Origin of the sequence: Mesobacterium hydrothermale, from assembly GCF_035818635.1 — a bacterium.
In the GTDB taxonomy this organism is placed as follows: domain Bacteria; phylum Pseudomonadota; class Alphaproteobacteria; order Rhodobacterales; family Rhodobacteraceae; genus Mesobacterium_A; species Mesobacterium_A hydrothermale.
Map to the genome: position 1 here is coordinate 20,196 of NZ_JAYLLH010000004.1, position 25,788 is coordinate 45,983.

Annotated in this window: 14 protein-coding genes; 11 read left to right on the plus strand and 3 right to left on the minus strand. The window is 63.7% G+C overall.

Features of this window, described 5'->3' with window-relative positions:
* Positions 1–4 precede the first annotated feature (4 nt).
* From VK792_RS04110 to VK792_RS04135, 6 genes are all read left to right on the plus strand, one after another.
* On the plus strand, positions 5–925 hold the full coding sequence (locus VK792_RS04110; protein WP_326296083.1) for a branched-chain amino acid ABC transporter permease: 921 nt from the start codon (positions 5–7) through the stop codon (positions 923–925).
* A complete protein-coding gene (locus VK792_RS04115) occupies positions 922–1,896 on the plus strand; it encodes a branched-chain amino acid ABC transporter permease (protein ID WP_326296084.1) in 975 nt (324 codons plus the stop codon). The genes VK792_RS04110 and VK792_RS04115 overlap by 4 nt, the downstream gene beginning before the upstream one ends.
* Entirely contained in the window at positions 1,893–2,639 is a 747-nt protein-coding gene (locus VK792_RS04120; protein ID WP_326296085.1) for an ABC transporter ATP-binding protein, read from the plus strand. The genes VK792_RS04115 and VK792_RS04120 overlap by 4 nt, the downstream gene beginning before the upstream one ends.
* Positions 2,636–3,322, plus strand: a complete 687-nt coding sequence (locus tag VK792_RS04125; protein ID WP_326296086.1) for an ABC transporter ATP-binding protein — start codon at positions 2,636–2,638, stop codon at positions 3,320–3,322. Before VK792_RS04120 ends, VK792_RS04125 begins: the two co-directional genes overlap by 4 nt.
* 105 nt (positions 3,323–3,427) lie before the next feature.
* A complete protein-coding gene (locus tag VK792_RS04130; RefSeq protein ID WP_326296087.1) occupies positions 3,428–4,915 on the plus strand; it encodes an efflux RND transporter periplasmic adaptor subunit in 1,488 nt (495 codons plus the stop codon).
* Entirely contained in the window at positions 4,915–8,271 is a 3,357-nt protein-coding gene (locus VK792_RS04135) for an efflux RND transporter permease subunit (RefSeq protein ID WP_326296088.1), read from the plus strand. The genes VK792_RS04130 and VK792_RS04135 overlap by 1 nt, the downstream gene beginning before the upstream one ends.
* 32 nt (positions 8,272–8,303) lie before the next feature.
* On the opposite strand, the gene VK792_RS04140 is transcribed toward VK792_RS04135, so the two are convergent.
* Positions 8,304–13,262 (minus strand): DUF4214 domain-containing protein, encoded by a 4,959-nt coding sequence (locus tag VK792_RS04140; protein ID WP_326296089.1) that lies wholly within the window; start codon positions 13,260–13,262, stop codon positions 8,304–8,306.
* Positions 13,263–13,388: 126 nt separating this feature from the next.
* The gene (locus tag VK792_RS04145; protein WP_326296090.1) at positions 13,389–15,422 is read right to left on the minus strand and encodes a sensor histidine kinase; all 2,034 of its coding nucleotides are present in this window, start codon (positions 15,420–15,422) and stop codon (positions 13,389–13,391) included.
* On the opposite strand from VK792_RS04145, the gene VK792_RS04150 reads away from it, so the two are divergent.
* From VK792_RS04150 to VK792_RS04170, 5 genes are all read left to right on the plus strand, one after another.
* Positions 15,421–16,023 carry a response regulator transcription factor gene (locus VK792_RS04150; protein WP_326296091.1) on the plus strand — a complete coding sequence of 201 codons (603 nt, stop codon included), beginning with the start codon at positions 15,421–15,423 and terminating at the stop codon, positions 16,021–16,023. The genes VK792_RS04145 and VK792_RS04150 overlap by 2 nt on opposite strands.
* 128 nt (positions 16,024–16,151) lie before the next feature.
* A complete protein-coding gene (locus tag VK792_RS04155; RefSeq protein WP_326296092.1) occupies positions 16,152–16,442 on the plus strand; it encodes an ArsR/SmtB family transcription factor in 291 nt (96 codons plus the stop codon).
* Positions 16,439–17,506, plus strand: a complete 1,068-nt coding sequence (locus tag VK792_RS04160; protein WP_326296093.1) for a permease — start codon at positions 16,439–16,441, stop codon at positions 17,504–17,506. The genes VK792_RS04155 and VK792_RS04160 overlap by 4 nt, the downstream gene beginning before the upstream one ends.
* A 3-nt stretch (positions 17,507–17,509) precedes the next feature.
* Positions 17,510–18,157, plus strand: a complete 648-nt coding sequence (locus tag VK792_RS04165) for a class I SAM-dependent methyltransferase (protein ID WP_326296094.1) — start codon at positions 17,510–17,512, stop codon at positions 18,155–18,157.
* A 25-nt stretch (positions 18,158–18,182) separates the two neighbouring features.
* The gene (locus VK792_RS04170; protein ID WP_326296095.1) at positions 18,183–18,419 is read left to right on the plus strand and encodes a thioredoxin family protein; all 237 of its coding nucleotides are present in this window, start codon (positions 18,183–18,185) and stop codon (positions 18,417–18,419) included.
* An 88-nt stretch (positions 18,420–18,507) separates the two neighbouring features.
* Here the strand turns inward: VK792_RS04170 and VK792_RS04175 are convergent, their stop codons facing one another.
* Positions 18,508–25,392 (minus strand): DUF4214 domain-containing protein, encoded by a 6,885-nt coding sequence (locus VK792_RS04175; RefSeq protein WP_326296096.1) that lies wholly within the window; start codon positions 25,390–25,392, stop codon positions 18,508–18,510.
* Positions 25,393–25,788 lie beyond the last annotated feature (396 nt).

A 25,788-nucleotide genomic window follows, 5' to 3' on the forward strand; every position in this document is an offset into this window, starting at 1 on the left:
TCGCATGTCGCCGATCCTGATCGCCGAACAGGTGCTCAACGGGCTTCAGTCCGGGGTGATGCTGTTTCTGATGGCCGCCGGGCTGACGCTTATCTTTGGCGTCATGGGATTGATCAATCTCGCGCACGGCTCGCTCTACATGGTCGGGGCCTTTGCCGCGGCGGCTTTGGCCGGGGCGACGGGGTCGTTCCTGCTGGCGCTTTTGGGCGCATTGGTGGCTGCCGCGCTGGCGGGGGCGTTGGTTGAAATCGTCGTGATCCGGCGGCTTTATTCCACTGACCATCTGGATCAGGTTCTGGCGACCTTCGCATTGATCCTGATCTTTTCCGAAGGTACGCGCTGGCTGTTCGGGTCCTTCCCGCTTTACCTTGATATTCCGGCCGCGCTGTCCGGTCCGGTCACGCTGCCGGGTGGCATCCAGTATCCGCTGTATCGGCTGACCCTGATCGGTGCGGGGCTGGCGGTGGCGCTGGGGCTGTGGCTGCTGATCGAGCGCACCCGCCTGGGCATCCAGATCCGCGCGGGCGAAAACGACCGCGAAATGATTGCGGCACTTGGTGTTGATATATCAAGGCTTTACACAGTTGTCTTCGCGCTGGGGGCGGCTCTGGCAGGCATGGCAGGTGCGCTGGTGGGGGCAATCCAGTCGGTGCAGGTCGGCATGGGCGAGCCGGTGCTGATCCTGGCCTTCGTCGTGATCGTGATCGGCGGGATCGGGTCGATCAAGGGGGCCTTTGTCGGCGCGCTGCTGGTGGGGCTGACCGACACGCTGGGCGGCATTTTCCTGCCCGAACTGTTCAAGCTGGTGACCGACCCTGCCACTGCGACCAGCTGGGGATCGTCGCTGGCATCGATGGCGATCTATATCCTGATGAGCCTTGTGCTGATCTGGCGGCCCACGGGCCTGTTCGGAGCGCGGGCATGAAAACCGAAAGCGTTCTGAACATCGCCGTTCTGGCCGGACTGCTGGCCGTGGCCCTTGCCGCCCATGTCGGTGATGCACCCTTTACCATCACCCTGGCTACGCGGGCCACAATCCTTGCGCTGGCGGCGGTCGGGCTGAACATCGCGCTTGGGATCGGCGGGCTGGTCAGCCTTGGGCATGCGGTGTTCTTTGGTCTTGGCGGCTATGCCATGGGAATCCTTGCGTCGCACGCCCAAAGCTATACCCCGCTGGAACTGGGGCCGCTGGTGATCGCGGGCACGAAATCCATGCCGGTGATCTGGTTGACGGCGATCCTTGCCGCTGGCCTTGCGGCGCTGGTGATCGGGCTTTTGTCGCTGCGCACAACGGGTGTCTATTTCATCATGATCACGCTTGCCTTCGGGCAGATGTTTTTCTATTTCGCCGTGTCGTGGAGCGCCTATGGCGGCGAAGACGGGTTGTCGATCTATGTCCGCAACGGCTTTCCGGGGCTGAACACGCTGGTTCCGATCCAGTTCTTCGGCCTGTGCTTCGTGCTTCTGGCCGGGGTGCTGGTGCTGAACGCGCGGCTTGCGGCGTCGCCGTTCGGCCTTGCGCTGAATGCCGCGCGGCAGGTGCCGGGGCGGGTCGAAACCGTGGGGCTGAACCCGATGCGGCTCAAGCTGCTTGCCTTTGTGATCTCGGGTGCGATCACGGGGCTTGCGGGGGCGCTCTTTGCCGACCTCAACCGCTTTGTCAGCCCCACGATGTTCAGCTGGCAACTGTCGGGCGAACTGATTGTGCTGGTCATCCTTGGCGGGGTCGGGCGGCTGATCGGGCCGGTTCTTGGCGCCATCGTCTTTGTCGCGCTGGAACACTTGCTGGGCGGGCTGACCGAGTTCTGGCATATCTGGCTGGGGGTGATCTTGCTGTTGATCGTGCTGTTCGCGCGTGGCGGCATCGTCGGCTTGTTGACCGGGGGCAGGGGATGAACGTGATCCTGTCCACCCATGACCTGACCAAGCGGTTTGGTGCGCTGACCGCCAGCGACGGCATTTCACTGGACCTGCGCGCCGGGGAAATCCATGCGATCATCGGGCCGAATGGCGCCGGCAAGTCCACTTTGATCCAGCAGATCTGCGGCGCGCTGCGCCCGGATGCCGGGCGGGTGAACCTGATGGGACGCGACGTGACCCAAGCCACCGTGGCCGACCGCGCCCGGGCTGGACTGGGTCGCACCTTTCAGATCTCGGCGTTGGCAATGGAAGATACCGTTCTGCAAAACGCCGTGCTGGGCGCACTCGGCGCCTCTGGCCGGGTTTGGCGGTTCTGGCGCCCTGCGCTGAAAGACGGCGCACTGGTGGACCGGGCCACTGCAGCACTGACCCGCGTGGGGTTGGGCGATCACCCGGCCAGCCGCTGCGCCGACCTGTCCCATGGTCAGCGCCGGCAGCTGGAGGTCGCGGTAGCGCTGACCCTGTCGCCCAAAGCCTTCATCATGGATGAACCGATGGCGGGGCTTGGGGCCGAGGGGTCTGCCCAATTGACCACATTGCTTGATGGCTTGCGGCACGAAGCGCCGATTCTGCTGGTGGAACACGACATGGACGCCGTTTTCGCGTTGGCCGACAGAATCAGCGTGCTGGTCTATGGTCGGCTGATTGCTACCGGCACCGTGGCCGAGATCCGCGCCAGCCAGGTGGTGCGCGATGCCTATCTGGGGAACGCGACATGACCCTGCTGGAGGTTACCGACCTGACCGCCAGTTATGGTGTCAGCCAGGCGCTGTCCGGTGTGACCCTGACCATCGACGCGGGCGAGGTGGTGGCGCTGATGGGACGCAACGGCATGGGCAAAAGCACCACGGTCAAAGCGATCTGCCGAATGATTGCCTCTCAAGGCGGACTACGTTTTGACGGCAGGGATTTGCACCGCCTGCCCAGTTTCCGCGTCGCCAGGGCCGGTATCGGGCTTGTGCCCGAGGGGCGACGCTGTTTCCGCGACCTGACGGTGGCGGAGAACCTGATTGCCGCCGCGCGCCCGGGCGACTGGTCGATGCAAAGCGTAACCGCTTTGTTTCCCCGTCTGGGCGAACGGCAGGGGCAGCGGGCGGCCTCGCTGTCGGGTGGGGAACAGCAGATGCTGGCGATCGGACGCGCGCTGATGACCAACCCCCGCCTGCTGATCCTGGACGAGGCGACAGAAGGGCTTTCCCCGATTATCCGGCAGGAAATCTGGGCGGCGATTGCCCGGCTCAAGGCAGAAACCGGCATGGCGATCCTGGCCATAGACAAGTCGATCAAAGAGCTGTCCAGGGTTTGCGACCGGGCCGTGATCCTGGAACGGGGCGCCACCGTATGGACAGGCGGGATCACCGATCTGAGCACCGATATCTCAGAACGTTTCGTCGGCGTCTGACCCCGTCTTGCGAACACATCGCAAGCTTTGCAATTGACCTTTCGGGGCCGCTTGTGTCCAAGATGGCGCAGCTTTCCTCTGCACGGATTTCCAAGGAGCCATTCCATGCGTTCACTTTCCCGCGCCGGTGTCGGCCTTGCCATCGGGGGGGCCGCCTTGGCCCTTCTGTTTGCCACCGCAAGCGTTCTGAACGATGCGTGGATTGCGCGAAGCGCTGCTGAAAGCGCGCTCAAGCCGCCGCGCGAACGGGCCTATTCCGTGCATGTGGACGTGCTGACGCCGGAAACGGTCGCCCCGATCATCACCACATATGGCCACCTGGTCAGTGGCCGCACGCTGGAACTGCGCGCTGCCGTTGCCGGGCGACTGGTGCACCTGACTGACAATTTCCGCGATGGTGGCATGGTCCAGGAGGGAGAGTTGCTGTGGTCTGTCGATCCCGCCAAGCTGCAAACCGCGGTGGCGCTGGCCGAAACTGACCTGGCAGAGGCGACGGCCGGCGTGGCCGAAGCCGCGTCCGCGCTGGAACTGGCCAAGCTGGAAGCCGCCGCCGCGGCTGAACAACTGGACCTGCGCACGCAGGCCGCCGAGCGTCAGCAGGGGCTGCGGGATCGCGGGGTGGCGACCGCCGCCGATGTCGAGGCCGCTGGGTTGGCCAAGTCTGCGGCGGAACAGACTTTGCTGAACCGACGGCAGGTTGTCGCCGGGGACGAGGCAAAACTTTCCCAGGCAAGGATCCTGTTGTCGCGTCGCGAAATCGCGCTGCAAGAGGCACGCCGGGCCCTGGCCGATGCGGAACTGCGCGCGCCGTTTGCCGGGGTGCTGAGCGACGTGACCGCGAACGCAGGCGGACTGGTGTCGACCAACGAGCGGCTGGGCGCCCTGATCGACCCACAGCAGATCGAAGTCGCCTTTCGCGTCACCGGTGCGCAATTTGCCCGGGTGCTGAACGACTCTGGTGCCCTGCGCAAGGCCGCGGTCGAGGTGCTGGTGGAACGGGGCCGGTCGACCACGGTGTTGGCGGCGACGCTGGACCGCGCCGGGGTCGAAACCGACGAAGGCCAGACCGGACGCCTGGTCTATGCGCGGCTGACGGACCCGGATCCGAACTTTGTCCAGCCCGGCGATTTCGTCACGCTGCGTATTCCCGAACGCCCGATGGACGGGGTTGCGCGGCTGCCGTCCTCGGCCCTGACCAGCGATGGCAGACTTTTGGTGCTGGGCGAGGGCAACCGGCTGGAAGAGGTCCAGACCCGTCTGCTGCGGCTGCAAGGCGACGAGGTGATCGTCGCCGATGTGCCGTTCGGCAAGCAGTATGTCACCGTCCGCGCCCAGCAACTGGGTGCGGGGCTGGTGGTTTCGCCGGTGAAACCCGCAGAGCCCGCCACCGCTGCGGCGGCGACAACGGTCCCGACAGCACCGGAAACGATTGCACTGGACGAGGATCGCCGCGCCGCGATCATCGCCTTTATCGAAGCCAGCGAACAGATGACACCCGACAAGCGCGCGCAATGGCTTGACCAGTTGAACCAGCCCGAAGTGCCGATCGCGACAGTCGAGAAATTCGAAGCCAAGATGGCGGAGGGCCAGTGATGCGGGGCCTGTCGCTGGGCCCGCTGGGCTATTTCACCCGCCACCGCACCGCCGCGGGGTTCCTGATGGTGGTGATGCTGGTCCTGGGCCTGTTCGCCACCACAAAGATCCGCTCGCAGTTCTTTCCTGACGTGGTGGTCGAAACCGTTACGGTCACCGTCGACTGGAACGGCGCCGGCCCCGAAGAACTGGACCGGTCTGTCGTGGCGCTGCTGGAACCGGCACTGCAAGGGGTTGAAGGGGTGGAATCCTCGGCCGCGGTGTCAAAGGACAATTCGACCACCATCACCCTGACGCTGGAGCCGGGCTGGGACATGGGCCGCGCCACCGAGGATGTGAAGTCCGCGGTTGAAAGCGTGCGCACCCTTCCGGCCGCGGCGGACGAGCCCGTCGTGCGCCGTGGCGCCTGGCGCGACAAGGTGACAGAGGTGCTGATTTCCGGCCCCATCGGGGTCGACCAACTGGGTCAGTTCGGCGATGACTTTCTGCAACGGCTTTACCGCGAGGGTATCACGCGCAGTTCGATCCTTGGCGTTGCCGCGCCACAGATCGTCGTCGAGGTCCCGGAAGAGGCCCGCATCCGCCATGGCGTCACGCTGGATCAGGTGGCTGGGGTCATCGCCCGGGCCGCGCAGACACGCCCTGCGGGCGAAGTCGCCGACGGCGCGATCCGATTGCGCGCGGGTGACGAAACCCGCGAAGCAGACGAGATCCGCAACCTTGTGGTTCGCGTGAATCCGGACGGTACCAAGCTTTATGTGCGCAACGTGGCCAAGGTCTCTGTCACAGGCGCCGATGCCGATCAGGCCTATTTCAATGGCGATCAACCCGCAGTGCTGCTGCGCGTCGATCGCGACGCGGCCGGCGATGCGATCCGGATCGAAGCCACCGTGCGCCGCCTGGCCGAAGAGATGCAGCGCGAACTGCCGCCGGGTGTGACGATCCGGCTGATCAACACCCGCGCGCAGGACATTACCGACCGCCTGGACATCCTGATGGAAAACGGAATTTCCGGTCTGTTGCTTGTGCTGGTGGTGCTGTTCCTGTTCTTGTCGGCGCGGACGGCATTCTGGGTGGCGATGGGGATTCCGGTGTCGATGCTGGCCGCCATCGCGGTCATGTATGCTTTCGGCCTGACCATCAACATGATGTCGTTGTTTGCCCTGATCATCACGCTGGGGATCGTGGTGGACGACGCGATTGTCGTGGCCGAACACGCCGATTACCGCCACCGACATCTGGGCGAATCCGCCTCTGACGCGCCGGTCAACGCGGTGTCTCGGATGTTGGGTCCTGTGTTCAGTTCGACCGTGACCACCGTACTGGCCTTTGTCGGGCTGTTGTTCGTGGGTGGCGGGTTCGGCACGCTGATTGCCGATATTCCCCTGGTGGTGGGGGCGGTGCTGATCGCGTCACTGATCGAAAGTTTCCTGATCCTGCCCAACCATATGCGCCACGCACTGGCGGCGGGAACCAAGCGACGCTGGTTCGATTGGCCCAGCACGCAATTCAACCGGGGCTTCGCGTGGATGACCGACCGCATGTTTGTTCCGGTGATGCGGCTGGTCTTGCGGCTGCGCTATGCCGTGGTGGCAGCGATGATCCTGCTGTTGTCGATCTCGGCGGCGCAGGTGATCCGGGGCGACGTGCCCTGGGCCTTCTTCGTCGCGCCGGAAAAGGGCTCGGTCACTGGCAACTTTGCCTTCCTGCCGGGGGCCGAGCGCGCGGATTCCCGCGCCTTTACCGTCGAACTGGACCGTGCCGTGGATGCGGTTGCCAAAACGTATGAGGCCGAAAGCGGGATTTACCCGGTGGTACACAGCGTCACGCAGATCGGTGGCACGGCGGGCAAGGGGATACCGGGGGAATCGACACTTGATCCCGACGGGCTCGGCTCTATCGACATTGGCCTGGTCGATGCAGACAAGCGCGATTTCTCTGCACAGGAATTCGTGCGCGCACTGCAACAGGAAATCAACCGTCCAGCCGGGCTGGCACTGCTGTCGTTCCGCAGCCAGGGCGCGGGGCCGGGTGGGGATTCGCTGGCGGTGAATTTCTATGGGTCGGACGCCTTTGCGCTCAAGGCCGCGGCTGATGAACTGATCGCCACGCTGGCGGCCTATCCAGAGGTGACAGGCCTGCAAGACAGTCTGCCGCTTGGCAAAGAGGACATGGTGCTGGAATTGTCGCCCCTGGGCGAAGCGCTGGGGTTCACCACGACTGCCATCGGGGAAGAACTGTTTGCCCGGTTGGGCGGGATCACCGCCGCGGAATTCCCGGCGGGGACGCGTACGACCTCGATCACCGTGCAGATGCCCGAGGAAGAACTGACCGGCGAATTTCTGGAAAGCACGCGCCTGCGCGCGCCGTCGGGCGATTATGTTCCGCTCGGGGAACTTGTGACCGCAACAAGCGCGTCGGCGTTTTCCACCGTCAACCGCGAAGACGGCCGGCGGTTGGTGACGGTCAGTGGCAGCCTGTCGGAAGACAATCCCGAAGCGGCGGCCCGCATCAACGCCGCCCTGAAGACCGAGATCCTGCCCCAGATCGCCGCGCGCCACAACCTTGACTGGGACATGGGCGGGCTGGCCACACAGGAAGAGGATTTCCTGGGCGAGGCGATACTGGGTTTTGGGTTGTGTATTCTTGGCATTTATCTGGTGCTTGGCTGGGTCTTTGAAAGCTGGTTCCGCCCGCTGATCGTGATGGCGGTCATTCCCTTTGGCCTGATCGGTACGATCTGGGGCCACGCACACTTCGGGCTTGCGATGTCGTTGTTTACCGTGATCGGGCTGATCGGCATGTCGGGGATCATCATCAACGACGCCATTGTGCTGGTGACCACCATTCAGGACTATGCCAAACGCATGGCAATCCTGCCGGCCGCGCTTAAGGGCACGGCGGAACGCCTGCGCCCGGTGATGCTGACCACGCTGACCACGGTGCTGGGCCTGGCCCCGCTGATGTTCGAGGAAAGCCGCCAGTCGCTGTTTCTGAAGCCAACCGTTGTCACGCTCGTTTATGGCCTGTCGGTGGGGTTCTTCGTCGTCCTGCTGATGGTGCCCGCGTTGCTGGTCATCCAGTCCGACGCCAGCCATGCGCTGAAATCGCTGCGGCGGATGCTTGGCGCGGCGCGATTTGGGCGCGCACATGTCTGGGCGCTGGTTGCAGGGGCGGTGGTGGTGGCGCTGAACGTGATGCTGTTCTGGGTCATGCCGATCAAATCCGCGCTGCTAGGGACAGCGCCGGCGATGGTGTCGCCCATGGTTTGGTTGCTGGTGCTGGCGACCCTGGGCAGCGCGGTGATCGGTCTGGTGTTTTCCACCAGCCTCAGGCGAAGCGCACGGCGCGGATAACGGGGCAGGGGCCGCGCCTGCGCCGCCCCCGGTCACACCAGAATCGAAACCTGATCCAGCGTTGCCAGCGACATGTCGGCAAAGGCCACCACGACGCCCTGGTCAGCGAACAGAACATCCTGGCCTGTCTGGATCATATGAGCCCGCGCGTCCGCCGCGCTGCCATAGCCAAAATCCAGAAACGACAGCGTATCCCACAGGTCCAGCGACATCACGACGTCACGGCCCAGATCGGCGGCGTGCCAGACGAACTGGTCGCTGGAGATCTCGCCGGCAAGAATGTCGTTACCGATCCCGCCCGACATCGTGTCGCCCGTCTGCGCCGACATATAGGCCCGCAAGGGCGCCTCGGAATTGGCACGCGACTCCGGGCTTTCGGAAAAGCCGACCAGAACCTCGGTCCGTGTCGTGCCGGTGGCCATGCGGTCCAGCCAGCTTGTCAATCCGCCAGAGTCGGGTGCCCGGTCCAGCACGTTGTTGTAAAGCAGGGTGACAAAGTCGCGGTTGTCGAGGTTGCCATATGTGGTCTGAAATTCCGGGCTGCCTGTAAAGCCCGCCACGGCGGTGTCAAAGCTTTCGCCCGCCGCCAGCCGATCGGTCCAGGATTTCAGGCCACCGAAATCGGGCAGCCGGTCCAGGGTTGCCTGATACAGCCGGAACACCTCATCCACCCAGTCACCCGCATCGCGCGCGGTGACATAGGTGCTGGCGCTTTTCGCGGTCGACAGCTTGAATTCCGCGCTTTCGGAAAACCCCAGCACGACGTTGCCCCGAGCGGTGCCGCCCTCAAGGCTGCTGACCCAGCCGTCGCGCCCGCCAGGGTCGGCCTCGCGGCCAAGCACGTTCATGTACAAGAGATCGACAAAGCTGCCATTGTCGAGCGTGCCATAGGTGTTGACGAACTCGGGACTGTTGACGAAAGCGGCGGTCGCCTGTTGCAGCGTCACGCGGCCGTCGTCGATGCCGTCGACCCAGGAATAGAACCCGCCGCTGTCAGGGGCGCGGTCCAGCGTCGCCTGGTACAGGCGGAAGACTTTGGCTTCGGTTGTTTCGGCGGAAATATCGCGGACAGCGCCGCCCAACAGCAGGTCCTTGCCCGCGCCACCATCCATCCAGTCGCGGCCCGATGATCCCAGCAGCCGGTCGTTGCCGGCCCCGGCGGACACCTCTTCGATATTGCTGAACTGTCCGGCGTAAAGCCCCGGCAACTGCCGGAATACGACTTCGAAAAGGTCGTGGTCGGGGTCGTCGAGCCCCGGCAGCACGCGGGTCAGGTCGTCAGCGCTGTCGGCAAAGACCGGCTCGACCTCGATCACGTCCTGCGGGGTCAGCGCCGCGCCGTTCCAGACCCGTGCATCGGCGGTGCCATCGTCGCGCCAGACCGGCACATCGCGGTAGAGCGTCGCCTGATAGCTCTGAGAGGCGAAATCGAAGGTCACGCTGCCCGTCACCAGCCCGAAATCCGCCCGGTCGCGTCCGGTGCCGCCGTCGACTTGCGCATTGCCCAGCCCAATGATGATCGTATCGTCGCCAGCGCCGCCGTCGGCGCTGTCATCGCCATCGCCCAGCACAAGCACGTCGTTGCCGCCGCGCCCTTCCAGTGTGTCGTTGCCCGCCCCGCCGCTCAGTGCGTTGCCAAGTTCGTCGCCGCGCAGGATGTCGTCCGCGTGACTGCCAATCACGTTTTCGATGCTGATCAGCGTGTCGTTGCCCTGCGCGCCGGTCGCGGTTCCCGTCTGCAAATCAACGATGACCGCGCCGAGGTCGCCCGCCGTCACGGCTCCTTCCGGCCCGTCGAAGCGTGAATTGGAATAAGAGGCGGTGTCGATCTCGTCCGGGAACACCCCACCGGTCAGGGTGTCGTCGCCGGCCCCGCCGTGCAGCAAATCCCCGCCCGAGCCACCGTCCAGCCGGTCGTGGCCATCGCCGCCGAACAGTTCGTCGTCGCCGCCGCGCCCGTTCAGTGTATCGTCACCGCCCCGCGTGACCAACCGTTCGCCTGAATTGGACCCGTTGAACAGATCGCGGATCGCGTCGCCGCCGATCAGTTCCTCGATCCCGGTCAGCGACAGGATCTCGATATAGGCCTGATCGTTGTTCAGCGCGTTGTTGAAATAGGAATAGGCGGTGCCAACCAGCAGGTCTGCCTCGGACCGATAGGAATTCAGCGTGTCTTCCATCGACAGCACGTCATAGCCGTCGCCGCCGTGAAGAACGCCGTCCATACGGCTGACGCGAATGAAATCGTCGCCGGTGCCACCATCGATCACCACGTTGTCGAAAGATGTGTTGATGATCAACCGGTCGTCGCCCGCATCGCCGTAGGCTTCGTTGCCGATGGCATCGAATTCGAGATAGTCGTCGCCGTCGCCGCCGTGGAAGAACGCCTGTGCACCGCCATCGTTGGAATTCTTGCGCACCAAGCGGTCATCGCCCCCGGCGGCGAACAGTTCGATCCGCGCAGTGCCCGCTGCGAAAAACTCGTCATTGCCATTGCCCAGAAGCACCTGTTCGAAGCTTTCGAACCGTCCGCTGGCGATGCTGATCAGGTCCGGGCTGGCCTTGAACCCGTTGCTGTCGCCCAGCCGTTCGACTTCGAAGTCGACGAAGGCCGTGAAATCCACTGGCGCGTTGAACCCATTGCGGAACAGCCAGCGCACGTCACCCAGTTGCCGAAGGTCCAGGGTGTCGTCATCGCCGCCGCTGTCGCCGCCGTGGTAGTAGCCGCCGGTGCCTGTCACGATCACCGTGTCGCTGCCGGACCCGCCAAAAACACTGTCGGCATCGCCGGTATGGATCGTGTCATTGCCCTGCGCGCCGTCCAGCGTGATGCGCACGCCGTCGCCACTGTCGCGGGCGCCGGCAATGGTATCAGCGCTGTCCGACGCGATCAGGTATTCGATGCCGCTGAACTGGTCTGTGGCCAGAACCGTGTCGCCGGACATGTGCTGAACCGTGCCTGCCGCAAAGTCGATGCGCAGCGGTCCGACCGCTTCGAGATCGCTGCTGCGCACATCGTTCGTCACGTCGGAATTGAAATGGTTCAGATCGGTGGAATAGCTCAGACGGTCAAGGCTGCCGGTCCCGCCATGGTAGTATTCACCGCGCCCGGCGACGGCGGCCCCCCCAAAAAGGATGTCGTTGCCGCTGCCGCCATAGACTCTGTCCAGACCCGGTCCGCCGATCAGCACATCGTCATTGTCGCCGCCGAACAGCATGTCATCGCCGCCCAGGCCCCACTGGAAATCCTCGCCCGCGCCGGAGATCAGGATGTTGTTGCCGTCAGAGCCTTTCAGCTTGGCGGAGCGGTCGGTTTCGATCGTGACGTTTTCGATGCTGTCCAGGTAGTCGCGGTCTACCCCGTCCCATGCCGATCCGTCATGGGTGTTGCCCAGCGGATCGGTTCGGGGCAATTGCAGTTCCACGCTGATATTGCGCGATGTCCCGGTCAGCGGCACCAGATAGGTATCGCTGCCCGGGCCGCCGTTCACTGTGTCAGACCCCAGAAGTGGGGCGATCACGTCATCGTCGTCCCCCCCGATGATCAGGTCGTCGCCATTGGTTTGCGCCGGGGACAGAACGCCCAGGTCCCTCAGTTGCTGCGGGGTGTACACGCCATCGTTGAAGACGAAATACTCGATCCCAAAGGCGACCTCGCGGTCCCAGCGGCCCTGTTCGTCAAACAACACCACCGGGGCTGTGTCGCTGAACTGCGAAATCCGGAAATCCGCCAGAAGCCCGCGCATCAGCAGCCAGTCGGTGCCCGCGCCGCCATAGACGTAGTCCTGGCCGGCGCTGGCGACGAACAGGTCGCCGCTTGTCACGGTGGCGGGGTCTGTTCCGGCTTCGTAGCCGTAAAGCGTGTCGTTGCCATCCAGTCCGTTGATCAGGTCCAGGGCGCCCGCCCGGCCATGGATCACGTTGTCGGCGTCGTCGCCGAAGCGCAGCGCATCAGGTGCCAGTGCGCCCAGTGCGTTGATCACATCGTCGGTGATGTCGGAGATATAGCCGTCCATGTCGGCATCCCAACCGCCAATGAAATCCGTCAGCTTGTTGAACGCGTCGGTCACCCGTGCCTCGACCGCGTCGATCACGTCTGTGTCGGGCAGCAGATCGGCAATGGCATCCCCGATCCGGTTGAAGATCGCCGTCACCCCCAACTTGTCCAGCAGAAAATCGACCACCGGCCCCACGGTGATATCGTATAGAAACCCGACCGCATCCAGCAGCCATTCCACCGGCGCCAGTGCAGATTGCACCGCCTGCAACGGCTTTCTCAGGATTCCCAGCGAACTGTTGATCGCGCCGAACGCCTTGGCCACGTCTGCCAGCGCATCGAAAAGTCCGGCGCCGCCTTCGGCCGCGGCAAATGCATCGTCGAGGCCCTGCAACTTGGCCTCGATCTCGTTATAGGTGCGGTTGATCGGGACAAGGATATCGTTGATCGGCGTTGCGGCAGAGTTGGCGGCGTTTTCCAGCCCGTCCAGGGGACTGCCTACAAGATCGAAGGCCAGGATCATGGCCCTGGTATTGCCGGCGTATTGGTCAAGCTTGGCCTCGACCACCTTCAGCCCGTCTTCGACCTCGCCCAGCTTGTCTTCTGCGGTCTTGAGCTTTTCGACATAGCCGCCCTGTTCGATCTTGTCTTCCAGGCTGCGGGCCTTATTGCGGACCGAAACCGCCACGTCCTCGAGCTTGTCGAGAACCTGTGCGACGAATTTCGACGGCAATTTCAGCGGCCCGACCTTGCTGGACAGTTTCAGGGCGAATTTCATCGACTTGATCGTGCTCAGGAATTCCGTCGCCTGGTCCTTGACCTCGCTCACCTGTTCCAGCGACCATCGCGCGGCCTCGACCACCTGTTTCGCGTTCTCGGTCTTTTCACGCATGTCTTCGGCGTTTTCGCGCGTTTCGACAAGGTTGAGCGAGAAATCTTCGATTTCGCGTCCGGTTGTTGTGGAACCGTCGGTCTGGGGCGTGACAAGCGTCATGGGGCTGGTCCTTGGCAATGACTGCAAGGGCAGGGGCGCGCCACCTGCCGTAAAACGGGATCAATGCCAGTCACCTTAGCGATCTGACGCAGGGTCAGCTATCAGGTGATCACCCCATTTCGCCCTTCAACTCAGGTGCTCGGGGCCGACCAGCACGCCAAGGCTGGTGCCGCCAAGCTGGCTGGGCAAGAGTGCAAAGCCCAGCCCAAGGTCACTGCAGGTCTGCGCCACGATGGCAAGTCCCAAGCCGGACCCACCGGGCTGTTCAGCCGGATCCAGCCGCGCGCCACGTACTTTTGCGGCCTCGAATGCGGTGGGGGTCAGGCCGGGGCCGGTGTCGTGCACTGCGATTTGTACCCCTTGCGACGTTGGCACAGCTTCGACCCGCACTGCACCGGCCTGGGTGTAGGTCACGGCGTTGGACACAAGGTTCGTCAGGATCCGCATCACCGATATGGCGGGCAGGTGCAACGTCGCGTCGGTCGGGCCATGGCCCAGGGTCAGGCCCTTGGCCTGAGCGTCGCGGCCGAACATGCTGGTCACCGCCGCAAAAACTTCGTCCAGCGCCAAGGCTGTATCGCCTGTTTCGGTATCGCGCACTGGGCCAGGGATATTGGCGTGCAATTCGTCCGTCACCAACCCTTCGAGCATCCGAAAGGTCTCCTCGATCTCGCGCCTTGGCGGTTTGCGGTCGGGATCGTTGCCGGCCAGCAGGTCCTCTACGTTCAGGCGCAGCGCATGCAGCGGCTGGCGCAGGTCGTGGAACGCATCGGCCACCTGCCGTTCGCGGTTGCGCGCCAGTTCCGAGGCCAGCGCATAGCGCTGCTCCAGCGCTTGCAATCGCCGGGACATGGCAAGGTTTTCCTGTGCCTGATCCAGCGACACTTTCAGCGCGTCGGCCCTGCTGCGGCGCAGCCCGTCGAACCTGTCGATGATGGCCAGCCCCATCAGCGCGGCATCCAGCACCAGGACGATGCGCATGCTGTCGAACTGCACCTCCTCTGAAATCTCGATCCCCAGCCAGTGCCGCCCGGTCATGATCGCGCTGGAAATCACCGCGCCAGACCACGCCAGCACAAAAAACCGCACCTCGCGGAACCGCGTCCGCGCGGCGTTCAGACCCGAGGCTGTGAACAGCAGCACACTGCCAAAAGCCATCAGTACCAGAACCTTCTTGATCATCTGCGTGTCCAGGAACACCGACGAGGCCGCGGTCAGCAGGGTCACGAGGATGGTAACTTGCAAGAGCCGATCGAAGACCGGGTGATAAAGCGCGGTTTGCAGAAATTGCCGGGCAAAATTCGCCCCGCAAACGATGATTCCCGCCCCCAGGGGGATGGTGGCAAACCCGTTGAACCCCGGCGCGTCGGGCCACAGATAGCGGAATGTGTTGCCATCGCCGTGCATGACAAACAAAAGCCCCGCAAGCGCGTAGGCGGAATAGGCCAGGAAGATCGCCCGCTGCGTCGCCAGCCACGTCGCCAGCGCCGCCATGATCAGAAACAGCAGCATGCCGTAGTACATGAAATGACGCGCTGTCTTGCTCGCGGTCCAGGCGTTGAAGCTGTCGACATCGAACAGGGTAAATTCCACCTCAGTCGATCCGCCGGACCGGTACCGGATCAGGATCGCGCCCGTCGTCCCCGGGGGTTGCGTGAATGGCACAACCAGTTCCGCCCATTCTACCGCGCGGGTGGCGAAGCCGGTGGTTTCATGCTGCCGTTCGCGCAAGACCGGCCGATCGCCTGAAGGCACATACCATGCGGAAAACTCCTGAAAGAAATTTTCGCGCAGACGCAGGCGCCACTCGGACTTGTCTGTCGGGTTTGTCGTGGGAATATAAAGCCAGATCGCTTCTGGGGTGAAGCCAAAGTCGGGTGCAGGGCCGGGCAGCGCAGCAAAGCCCCCGTTGCCAAGCCTTGCCAGCGCCTGTTCCGGTGTCAGGCGGCTGCCGTGTTCCTGGTAGCCCAGGATATGGCCCCTGAAGGCATCCGACGCGACCCGCGTTGACAATTCAAGCGCAGGATCGACCTTGCCTGCCTGAGCCTGTAGCGTGACCGGCAGACCCGCCAGCAGGCAGGCCCAGACGACCGCCAGTATCAACCGGCGCAGGGGGCTACGTCCGCAGTCCGGTCGCGCGCTTGAAAAGGATGGTGACATGAAGGCATCGCCGAAGGTCCTGATTGCAGACGATCATGCGCTTTCCGCCGCGGGCTTGCAACGCGCGCTGGACAGTCGTGGCTTTGACGTGCTGCCGCCCTGCCTGTCGGGGATCGAGGCCATTGCACTGGCCAATGCCGAGAAACCCGATCTTGCCGTGCTCGATTACCATATGCCGGGGGCCTCTGGGGTCGAGGCGCTGTTCGAAATCCGCCGCTGGTCGCCAGGCACGCGGGTGGCAATTCTGACCGGCCAGGCCGCGCCCGGCCTGCTTGCCACGCTGGAAGCGGCGGGCCCGGACGGGTTGTTCCTGAAATCCTCGGACCCTGACGCCCTAGTTGACGGGCTGCAAAAGGTTCTGGCCGGTGAAACCGTGGTCGCCACGGGCCGCAGCGCCGAGGTTGGCACCCTGTCGCCGCGGGAATTGCAGGTGCTGCGCTGCATTGCGGATGGGCACAGCAACCCTGCCATCGCTGAACATCTGTCGATCTCGGTCAAGACTGTGGAAAGCCACCGCGCCTCGATCATGCGCAAACTGGGGGTCAATTCGATCGCCCGCCTGCTGGTTCATGCGATCCGCCAGGGCCTGCTGCCAACCTGACAACGCAAGCCGGGGCAGGGGCTGCGACCTTTTCAGCCGCTGCCGCCTGCGGGCTTCCCTTGGTCTTACGAATATGCGCTTATGCGCATATCGCCGACTCAAAGTCGCCTCAAAGGAGTGACCCAAGCATGGTCCTGACCGTTCTTGCCGCCATTGCGGAACCCACCCGGCTGGAAGCGATGCGCGTTCTTTGGGACGACAACGAACACTGCGTGTGCGAGCTGATGCACAAGATCGGCGCGACCCAAAGCCGGATGTCGCGCCATATGCAGGTGCTCAAGTCGGCCGGTCTGGTGACCGACAGGCGTGACGCGCAATGGGTGCGTTACCGGGTTTCACCCAAGCTGCCGCCCGAGATCCGCGCGATCCTTGATGCGGTGCTGACCGCTGCCAACGCCAACGAAAGGACCGCCGCATGAGCGCCGATCTGTCCCACCCCGGTCCCGCCACGGCGCCCCGGTCCGATTGGGTTTGGCACCTTGGCCTGATCGCAGGTCTTGCGTTGTGGTGGCTGGTCTATCGGCAACTGATCCCGGTGGCGGACTGGATCACCGCCCTGTTCCCAGTTGATCGCCACAGCCACACCGGCGAGGCACTGGCGTTTTTCTTCTATGACGTGCCCAAGGTCATGCTGCTTCTTGCGCTGATCGTCTTTGCGATGGGCGTTGTACGCAGCTTCTTCTCGGCCGAAAAAACCCGGGCGCTGCTGTCGGGCAAGCGCGAAGGCGTGGGCAACGCCATGGCTGCCGGACTGGGCGTGCTGACACCGTTCTGTTCCTGTTCTGCCGTGCCGCTGTTCATCGGCTTCGTCTCGGCGGGTGTGCCGCTGGGGGTGACCTTTTCGTTCCTGATCGCCGCGCCCATGGTGAACGAAGTGGCACTTGTGCTGCTATTTGGTCTTGTCGGCTGGCAGGTCGCTGTCACTTACCTGGCCTTCGGCTTGCTGCTTGCGGTGGGGGCGGGTTTTGTCATTGGCAAGCTGCGTCTGGAAGGCTGGTTGCAGGACTGGGTGCGCGACATTCACACCGGCGCCAACACCCCCGACATGCCCGAAGGCGACCGGCTGACCTTGGTCGACCGTTACAAGATGGGCATCGTCGCGGTGCGAGAGATCTTTGCCAAGGTCTGGAAATGGATCATTCTTGGCATCGCCATGGGCGCGTTGATCCACGGCTACGTCCCGCAGGACCTGATGGTGCGGATCATGGGCGCAGATGCGTGGTGGTCGGTGCCGGCCGCGGTGATCATGGGCATTCCGATGTATACCAACGCCGCGGGTGTCATCCCGATTGTCGAGGCGTTGCTGGGCAAGGGCGCGGCGCTGGGTACGGTGTTGGCCTTTATGATGAGCGTCATCGCCCTGTCGCTGCCGGAAATGATCATCCTCAAGCAAGTACTGACGATGCGCCTGATCGCGGTTTTCGTCGGGGTTGTCGGCACCGGCATCCTTGTTGTCGGTTTCCTGTTCAACCTGATGTTCTGAACCATGATGGATGCGCTGCAAACCCATTGGAACGCGGCCTACGCCCGCTGGGACGAACCCGCGCTGCCGTGGTTCGAACCGGTCCCCGACCTGTCGATAGAGCTTGTCCGCCGCCATGTCCCGGCCACCGGGGCCGCGATCGACATTGGCGGGGGGGCTTCGCGGATGGTAGATGCGCTGCTGGACGTGGGCTTTGCTCCGGTCAGCGTGCTGGATCTGTCCGCGACGGCGCTGGCCGTGTCGCAGGAGCGGCTGGGCGCCCGCGCGGGCGCGGTTCGCTGGATTTGCCAGGATGTGACCCGTTGGACCCCGACGCAGGGCCACGTTCTTTGGCACGATCGGGCGGCCTTTCATTTCCTGACCGATGCCGACGCGCGCCGCGCCTATGTCAAACGGCTTGACCAGGCGCTGGCCCCGGACGGCGTTGCGATCATCGCGGGCTTTGCCCTCGACGGGCCAGAGAAATGTTCCAACCTGCCGGTGTTGCGCTATGCGCCGGAAACCCTTCTGGCGGAAATCAACACCTACGCTCCGACCGCTTTCCGTCTGCTGGACACGCGCGCGCATGTCCACGTGACACCGGGCGGTACGCGACAAAGCTATCAGGTCTCGGTCCTTGGGCGCGCGCCCGGTCCGCAGGCCACATCCTGACCCACCTCAAGGAAAGGCTCCTGCCATGAAATCCGTGAAAGTCTATGGTCCCGGTTGCAAACGTTGCGACACGACGGCGGAAATGGTGAAAACCGCCGCTGCCAAGCTGGGGCTGGAAATCGAAGTCGAAAAAGTCACCGATCCGCGCGCCATTGCCATGGCTGGTGTGATGTCGACGCCCGGTGTGTCGGTTGATGGCAAGCTGGTGCACAGCGGCGGTCTGCCCGACGCGGCCAAGCTGGAAGGCTGGCTGTCGGCCTGACCGGCCCGTGGGGTCTGGCCGGTGCCGCTGAACCTGGCCTCCCTCGTTGCGGGGGGGCGGTACGCGGCATCGGGCCCCAGCCGATGGTTCAGACCAGGATATCCGACACATCCAGGCTGTCCACCGAAACCCCGCGCAACAGGACCGTCAACTGGTCGAACACGATGGCGGTGTCACGCCCATGTGCCTGTGTGCGGTCGATGATGTCCTGCGCGGAGTCCACGCCGAAGTCATTGAACCGCAGGTAGTCCCACGGCTCGAAATCCAGCACCGTCGTGTGGCCGGAGTCCCAGCCGTCGAACACGAACACATCAGCCATCTCTCCGCCTGCGACCTTGTGGGTACCGCTGTCGGGGGCGATGATGTCATGCGGGCCCGCCGCACGCATCCATTCGGTCAGGCGGGGCAGGCTGGCGCGCACGAATTCCGGGCTTTCCGAGAAGCCAAGCACAACGTCGGCCCGGCTTTCTCCAGCGTCAAGACGAGCGAGCCAGTCGCTGCGGCCCACGGGGTCTGCGTCGCGCCCCAGCACGTTGCGATACAGCAGATCGACAAAGCCGCCGTTGCCAAGCCCGCCGTATCGTTGCTGAAATTCGGCGCTGCCGGTAAAGCCGGGTACGATCTGAGACAGGCTCGACTCGGCGGCCAGATCGGTACTCCAGCTTTTGAAACCAGCCAGGTCGGGCATCCGGTCGAGCGTCGCCTGGTACAGCCGGAACACCGCGTCGCCCCAGCTGGCGACGCTGCCCGCCCGGGCAAATTGCGCCGCCGCCTCTGCGGTTTGTGCGGTGAACTCTGCAGAGTTGGAAAAGCCCAGCAACACGTCTGCGCGGGTTTGTCCGGCGTCCAGGCGCGCGACCCAGTCAGCCCGCCCGCCCGCATCCGCAGCGCGTCCCAGCACGTTCTGATACAGTAGGTCGATGAACGCGCCATCTTGCAAGGCTCCGTAGCGTTGGCTGAATTCCTGGCTGACAACAAACCCCCGTGCCACGGCGGCAAGTTCGGCTTGCCCGGTCACAAGCTTTTCCGTCCAGTCGGCATAGCCGCCCCGATCCGGCAACCGCCCGAAAGTCGCGGCATAGAGCCGGTAGACAGCCGATGCCTCGGTCACTACGACATGCGGATCGACGCCATCGCCAAAGATCAGGCTGTCGTCCGACCCGTTGATCAACGTGTCGGCACCGCCTGCGCCGATCAGCGTGTCCCGCCCGCTTGCGGAAAACACCCAGTCCGCAGTCTCTGCCCCGACAAAAAGATCGGCACCCGGCCCCAGCACCTGGGCGCGCACGTTTTCGGGGTGCAGGGTCAGTCCCGTCACCACACGCAGATTGTCAGCCTTGGTGGTTTCGGTCAGCCTGTCGTCGGGATCGATCACCCAGATGATCCTCCGATCCCCGGCCCCCAGACCCTCTGGCAGGGTGAAAGCGACCTGAACGCTGGTTTTTTCATTCCATTGGACCGGGGCGGCGTCGGCCTGTCCAAGCAGGTGGTCGGTCGCGTCCAGCGTGTCGTCTTCGGACAGATAGGCGCGCACTGTCACAGCCTGCGTGCTGGCCCCGGTTGCCTCGTCGAACGGCTCCAGATCATAAGGCGACGTGCCCTTGTTCTTGATCGATGCGGTGATCGTTGTCGCCTGGCCCACGAACAGATCATTTGGTGCCGAGCCGCCAGACACCAAAAGGTTCGGCAAGGGCGTGTCCGACAAACGCGCGGCATGCATTACCGTGTCCAGAACCGCCCCGTCAGCCTGTGCGAGAAGCGTTGCAATGACATAGCCTTCCGCCCCGTCCGACGGCATCGTGGCAAAGCGAAACGACCGTGTGTGGACGCCGCTTGCTGCCAGCGTCCCTGCGGTCTGGCTTGACAAAAGCAGGTCACCACCATCCAGTTGGTCGTCGGCGGACCAGTGCATTTCAATCAGGTCTTGTGCATTCGCGCCTTGGGGCGCCTCGACAGTCAGGGACACCTGTCCAGGCGTACCGCTGACAAAGATTTCGTCGCCGTCCAAAGTCAGCAGGTCGATTGCGGGGACAGACACGTCGTCGTCCAGCACTGTCACGGTGGATTGTGCCGCGACAACGGACACGCCGCCGGTCGGGTTGGTCAGGGTCACGGTGACGGGGACGTCCGGGCCGTCCTCGGTATTCGCAGGGCGTTGCAGGGTCAGGCGTTTGGCGCCGCTTTCGCCATCGGCGAAACGGATCGTTCCACTGTTGCCGCCGCCGGGCAGCGTGGCGCCGGTTCCGTCCGGAACGGACCAGGCAACCGATACCGCACCGTCGCTGCCGCCGCTGCGGGTGACGTCAAATGACAAGACCGTCGGCGTTGCGTCGCCTTCCACCACTTGGGCGGCAACCGCGCTGACCGAAAGGCTGCCGGGCATGGCGGGGGCGGTGTCATTGTCGGTGACGGTCAGCCGCGCCAGGGTTCCAACCGTCCCATCCTGGTGAAAATCCGTACCGACATAGGGTTCGATCCCGATGACCACGCTGCGGTCGCCCTGGACCACCGCATCGTCGGCCATAACGATCTGCACACGGAAATCCTGCGGGCGCGATGCCACGATCTGCGCGGGCAGGGTCATGAACAGCGCCGGGGCACCATCGCTGTCCGGCAGCAGTCGTTGGCCGGTTGCGGTATTGGTCCAGTCCCCGTTGACCAGCGCATAGTCGTGGGATTGAGGTTGCAGGTCGCCGTTGTGGTTCGGTCCGACAAACGTGACGCGCGCCGAAACCAGATCTTCGGCCACCAGCCCGCGCAGGTGCAGAACGGCGTCCTGCACGCCCGTCAACTGGCGCACGTCACCTTGCAGGCTGAAAGTCGCGCTGCCGCCCTCGACGACTGACGCGACATCGGGCCGGAACCAAAGCGCCGCGCCGCTGCCATCGTCATCGTCAAGGATCGTCGCGTCGTAATAAGCTTCGGCGGTATGACCGCCCGACACCGAAACGACCGTCAGGCGCACGGTTTCATCGGGTTCGACCAGCGCATCGGGCAGGGTGGCAACCTCTATGAACCGCTGCGGCGTCGCGTTGCTGAGTGTTACGGTTTGCTGGCCTGGCAGCGAAACGAAATCGAGGCCTTCGGTGGCCGTGCCGCTGCCGATCTCATACGTCAGCGTGACCGGGCTTGCCGCGCTTTCCAACAGGTCGAAGGTAAAGCGCAAGGCGCGGGATTCGTCGGCAGACGAGGGGATGATCCGCACCTCTGGCCCTGTGCTGCCACCGCCGGGGCTGTCATCGTCGCGCAGGGCAAGCGTGACGCTGTCGTAAAGTGGGTTGAGTCGTGCGGCGCTGTTGTCATCCTGGTACCGGACCCCCAGCAGCGTCACCTTGATGGTTTCGATGTCGGCCTCATCCAGCGCGTCGTCGATGATATCGACACGAAGCCCGTGACCGTCGGTTTCATGGCCTTCGTTCTGTCCGATGACAAGTTCTGTTGTGCCGGTGAAATCCTCGCCACGGGTTGCGGTGCCGGAATAGGCAAGCGTGGCGACCGCAGCGCGGTTCGTGTGGGTGCCCATCCTGGCCACCCCCAGGATCCAGCTGCCTGCGGCCTCGTCCTGTGCCAACGCGAGCGGATTGTCCGGCCACGACAGCCCCCAGCTTTCGTCCGCTGCCGTTCCGGTGTCAGCGTGCGCTTCGATCTGTATTGTGCCGGAGAAGCGGTTGTTCGTGTCATCGGTTTCCGGAACCAGTTGCAGCCCGGGGCCGGTCTGGGTGTTGACCCTGATGCCAAAGCCATGAACGCCAATCCCGAGCCCGGCGCTTTCGGGGTCGAGTTGAACAGTTTTGGACTGGCCCGCCGCAAACGGCCCAAGCGCTGTCCCCAGCCAGCCGCTCCCATCCGCCAGATACAGCCCGGTCGGCACGTTGAAACCGACGGGCGAGGCGTCGGTGCCGGTATTGGTGATCGTCCAGCCGATGACCGGATCGTGGCCGTCCTCGATCGTCATGCCTGCCGCGTGCCAGGTGGCGTAGGGCGTGCCGTCTATTGTCACATCGGACAATTGGAAATCAACGTCGAGCGTTGGCAGAGGATCGGTGAAGAACACGGACTTGTGCTGGATGTTGTTGTCGTAATCGACATCGCCCAAGATGCGGCGGGGCAGATCGACAAAGGGCGAAAACCCGGCCCATCCAGCGGCATCGGCATCCACCCGGGGCGACAGCGTGATCGTCGTGCGCGCGCCCGGGGACAGAGCGGGCAGAGAGGCGTTGATCTGTGTTATTCCGTTGCTGCCCGCGATGCCGGTCGCAACAAACTGCGCCTCGGCTGTCGCTGTCCCGATGTTGACCACGTCATAGCTGATACGGAACGGATCGTCGCGCGGCAGCGTAAAGCCGCGCGATGCGAATTCGGCATAGCTCAGGTCGTTGACGCGCACGTTCTCGATGGCCAGGTCGATGCCCGGTTCGGGCGCATCCTGGTCATTCAGGGTGACCAGGGCCCAGTCATGATGGATGCTTTTGTCGTCGGTCACGGCGTAGGCAAACCGCCCCGGCAATCCGCTGCCGTCCGGGGTAAACACGATTGTGTCACCCACCTCTTGTGCGGTGCCGTTGCCGACCCAGGTGGGCCCAAAGCCATCGCCATCCAGAAAGGACAGTCGCAGCGGATCGCCGTCCGGGTCGCTGTCATTGGCCAGCAGCGCCGATTTCTGCACCACGATCGTGCCGTCATTGCGCGGCGCGACGGTCAGGCTGTCATCGCGCGCGGTCGGCAGGCCGTTGTCGCCGAATTCGGGCGCAAGGGTCAGCGTAAAGGGTGTTTCCGCACCGGCACTTGTCAGCCGGACAAAGTAAAGCTGGTTCGGCTCGAACGCGAAATCGACGCGCTCATCCGCAGTGCTGGCATTGGCCGAAGAGATGCCGACATCGCCAATACGTTCGAAACGGTTGTTCAGCACCTCCAGATCGGCGTTCGCGGTCATCCGGGACAGGTCGATCCGCAACGTGCCCTCGCCCGATGTCACGACGCGGTACACCTGCGATCCGCCGGCGGGCAGCGTGCCGGTGACGGTCTGACCCTCGAACAGCAAAGCCGCGAAAGCCCCGTCGTCATTTGCGATGGTGCCATCGGCCCAGGCTGCGCTGGCGGCGGGTGGTTGAGCGCCGCTGACCGTGTGGATGTTCAGCGACATGACCTCGTCGTCTTCCGGCACCTTGTCGGCTGTGGTCTGCACCTCGATCAGGGTTTCGGACGTGCCCGCCCGGAGGGTGAACGCCTTGTCGATGAACCCGTCATAGTCGCCGCCGGTTTCGCGCAGATAGGTCGTGGCGCGGAAGGTGACATCGGTTTCCGCGACCGTACCGCCCAGATGGACCCGGAATTGCAGAACGCCGCCTTCGCCGACGGTTGCATCCTCGACCTGGATCGTCGGCAACATCACCTCTGGCGGCGGGGCCGGGGGCGGGGTGTCCGTTGGCACCAGATCAAGAACGCCATCGGAAAACTCGACCCGCTCGATGGAATAGAGCTTCACCTGACGGTTGTCTGTCAATCGTCGCAAGTCGATCGACCCGTCCAGGTTGGACACGGGCACGATTTCCCAATCACCGATCCGCCCGGCGACCATCAGCGTATCGGTGCCGACCTGACCGCGCACAAGCGTATGACCGGGCAGCAGCATCAACCTGTCGTCGACCCAGGAACCGTTCAGTTCTGAACCGACGCCAAGCGTGAACAGCAGGTCCATCGTTAGCGCGGACTGTTCATGCAGTTCTTCCAGCCCGGCAGCGCCGTCGCCCTTTGCTGTGCGCGCAGTGTCGATCATGTCGGACAGTTTATTGAAAACAGCCTTGCCAAGCAGCGTCGCTGGCCCGCCGGCCACAAGGGTCGCCACGTCCAGAAGGCTCTTGGGGCGCAAGGCCTCGGCCAGCGTGGCGACCTCGGTCTCTACCCAGCTGATCCAAGCGTTCAACTCTTCGGTCACCGGATCGTCGTTATAGGCATCCGCAAGTGCCAGCATTGTGCGCAGGTCGCCCATGCCCTGCACCAACTGATAGCCCTTCCACACCAGCCCCAGCCCGGTCAACGCTGCGGCAACCGACAGAACCGCATCCTTGATTGCGCCTTGGGCGATGTCCTTGAGAAGGTCCGGGTCGACCGAAATGTTCGACCTTTTGACAAGGTCGATCACGCTTTCGGTGTCGGATTTGCCCTCCAGCGCCCGTGACGCCGCCCCCGCCACGGCATACAGCCCCAGCAAGATCGTTGCGCCGGTGATGATGCCATCGGCCTTGCTGGCCACCCGGTCGAACCCGCTTGCCAGCTTGGTGTTCAGGTTCAGCGCGGAAACTTTGCCCTCTTGATAGAACACCTGTCCGCTGCCGGGAACGTCCGAGGCGCGCCCGATCGAGACCCGCGACAGGAAATCGAGGTCTTTCAGGTTGTCCAGTGTCTTGTGGTAATAGTCATAGATTTCATCAAGGTCGAAATCCGGATTGTCCAGATATTTCTGAACTTCCAGGTCGATCTTCTTGGTGAACAGGAAGATCCGGTTGCCATCGGTGTTGACCAGTCCGTCGCGCAGGAAGGCCTGAAAATTCTTGATCCGCAGGTCCAGGTTCGCGGCAGCTTGCGCCGGATTGGACCTGACCTCCAGGTCATAGGCGGCGGCGAAATCATCCAGCTTCTCCTGCACGAACCAGCTATAGGTGGTGTGGACCGAGCCACCGGAATGCTGCATTGCCATGTAGCCATGGGTATCCGCGACCAGTTGTTGAGAAGCCGTAGTCGTCGGCAGCCAGACGCCGTTCGCTGCAGCATCGACATTGAAGCTGAAGCCCGCGCGCGCGGTGGCATCGTTTACGGCGTTCTGGAAGTCTTCGGTCAGGCTTTCGACGGGCAACAGATGGTGCGCCGCGACCGGCCCCCCGAAATCGCTGCGCCGCATCCCCGGCGCATCAATGGCTTCGGCATTGATCGCCCGCGCCAGTGCGCCTGTCGTCCGTTCGAAACTATTGACCATCTTACCCTGAACCCCACCCAGTCTGAACGACGCAATATAGCAACAATATCAGCGCGCCTTTGCGAAGCAAGAAAAACGCACGGCGACTCTGGCCTTGGGCCAAGGAGGCGCGCCCTGGCCCCTGCACAGCCTGGCGATCCAGGGCTGTTCCTGTCAGCTTTGGCGATTTTCCCGATAATTTGCCGACAGTGCAGTCCGGAGAGACGTTGCCGTGACTTGGTTTGATGCGCCATATCTGAACGGGACCGTCATAACCGTCGGCGCCAGGATCAGTGTCGCCGGCACGTACCAAGTGGTCGACGACGGCAATTTCCGCACCCATGGTGAACCTGTCGCCGAGGTCCGCCCTCCTGACAGCAACAGGCCGCCGGTCGCGCGGGCGTTTGACGGCAAGCG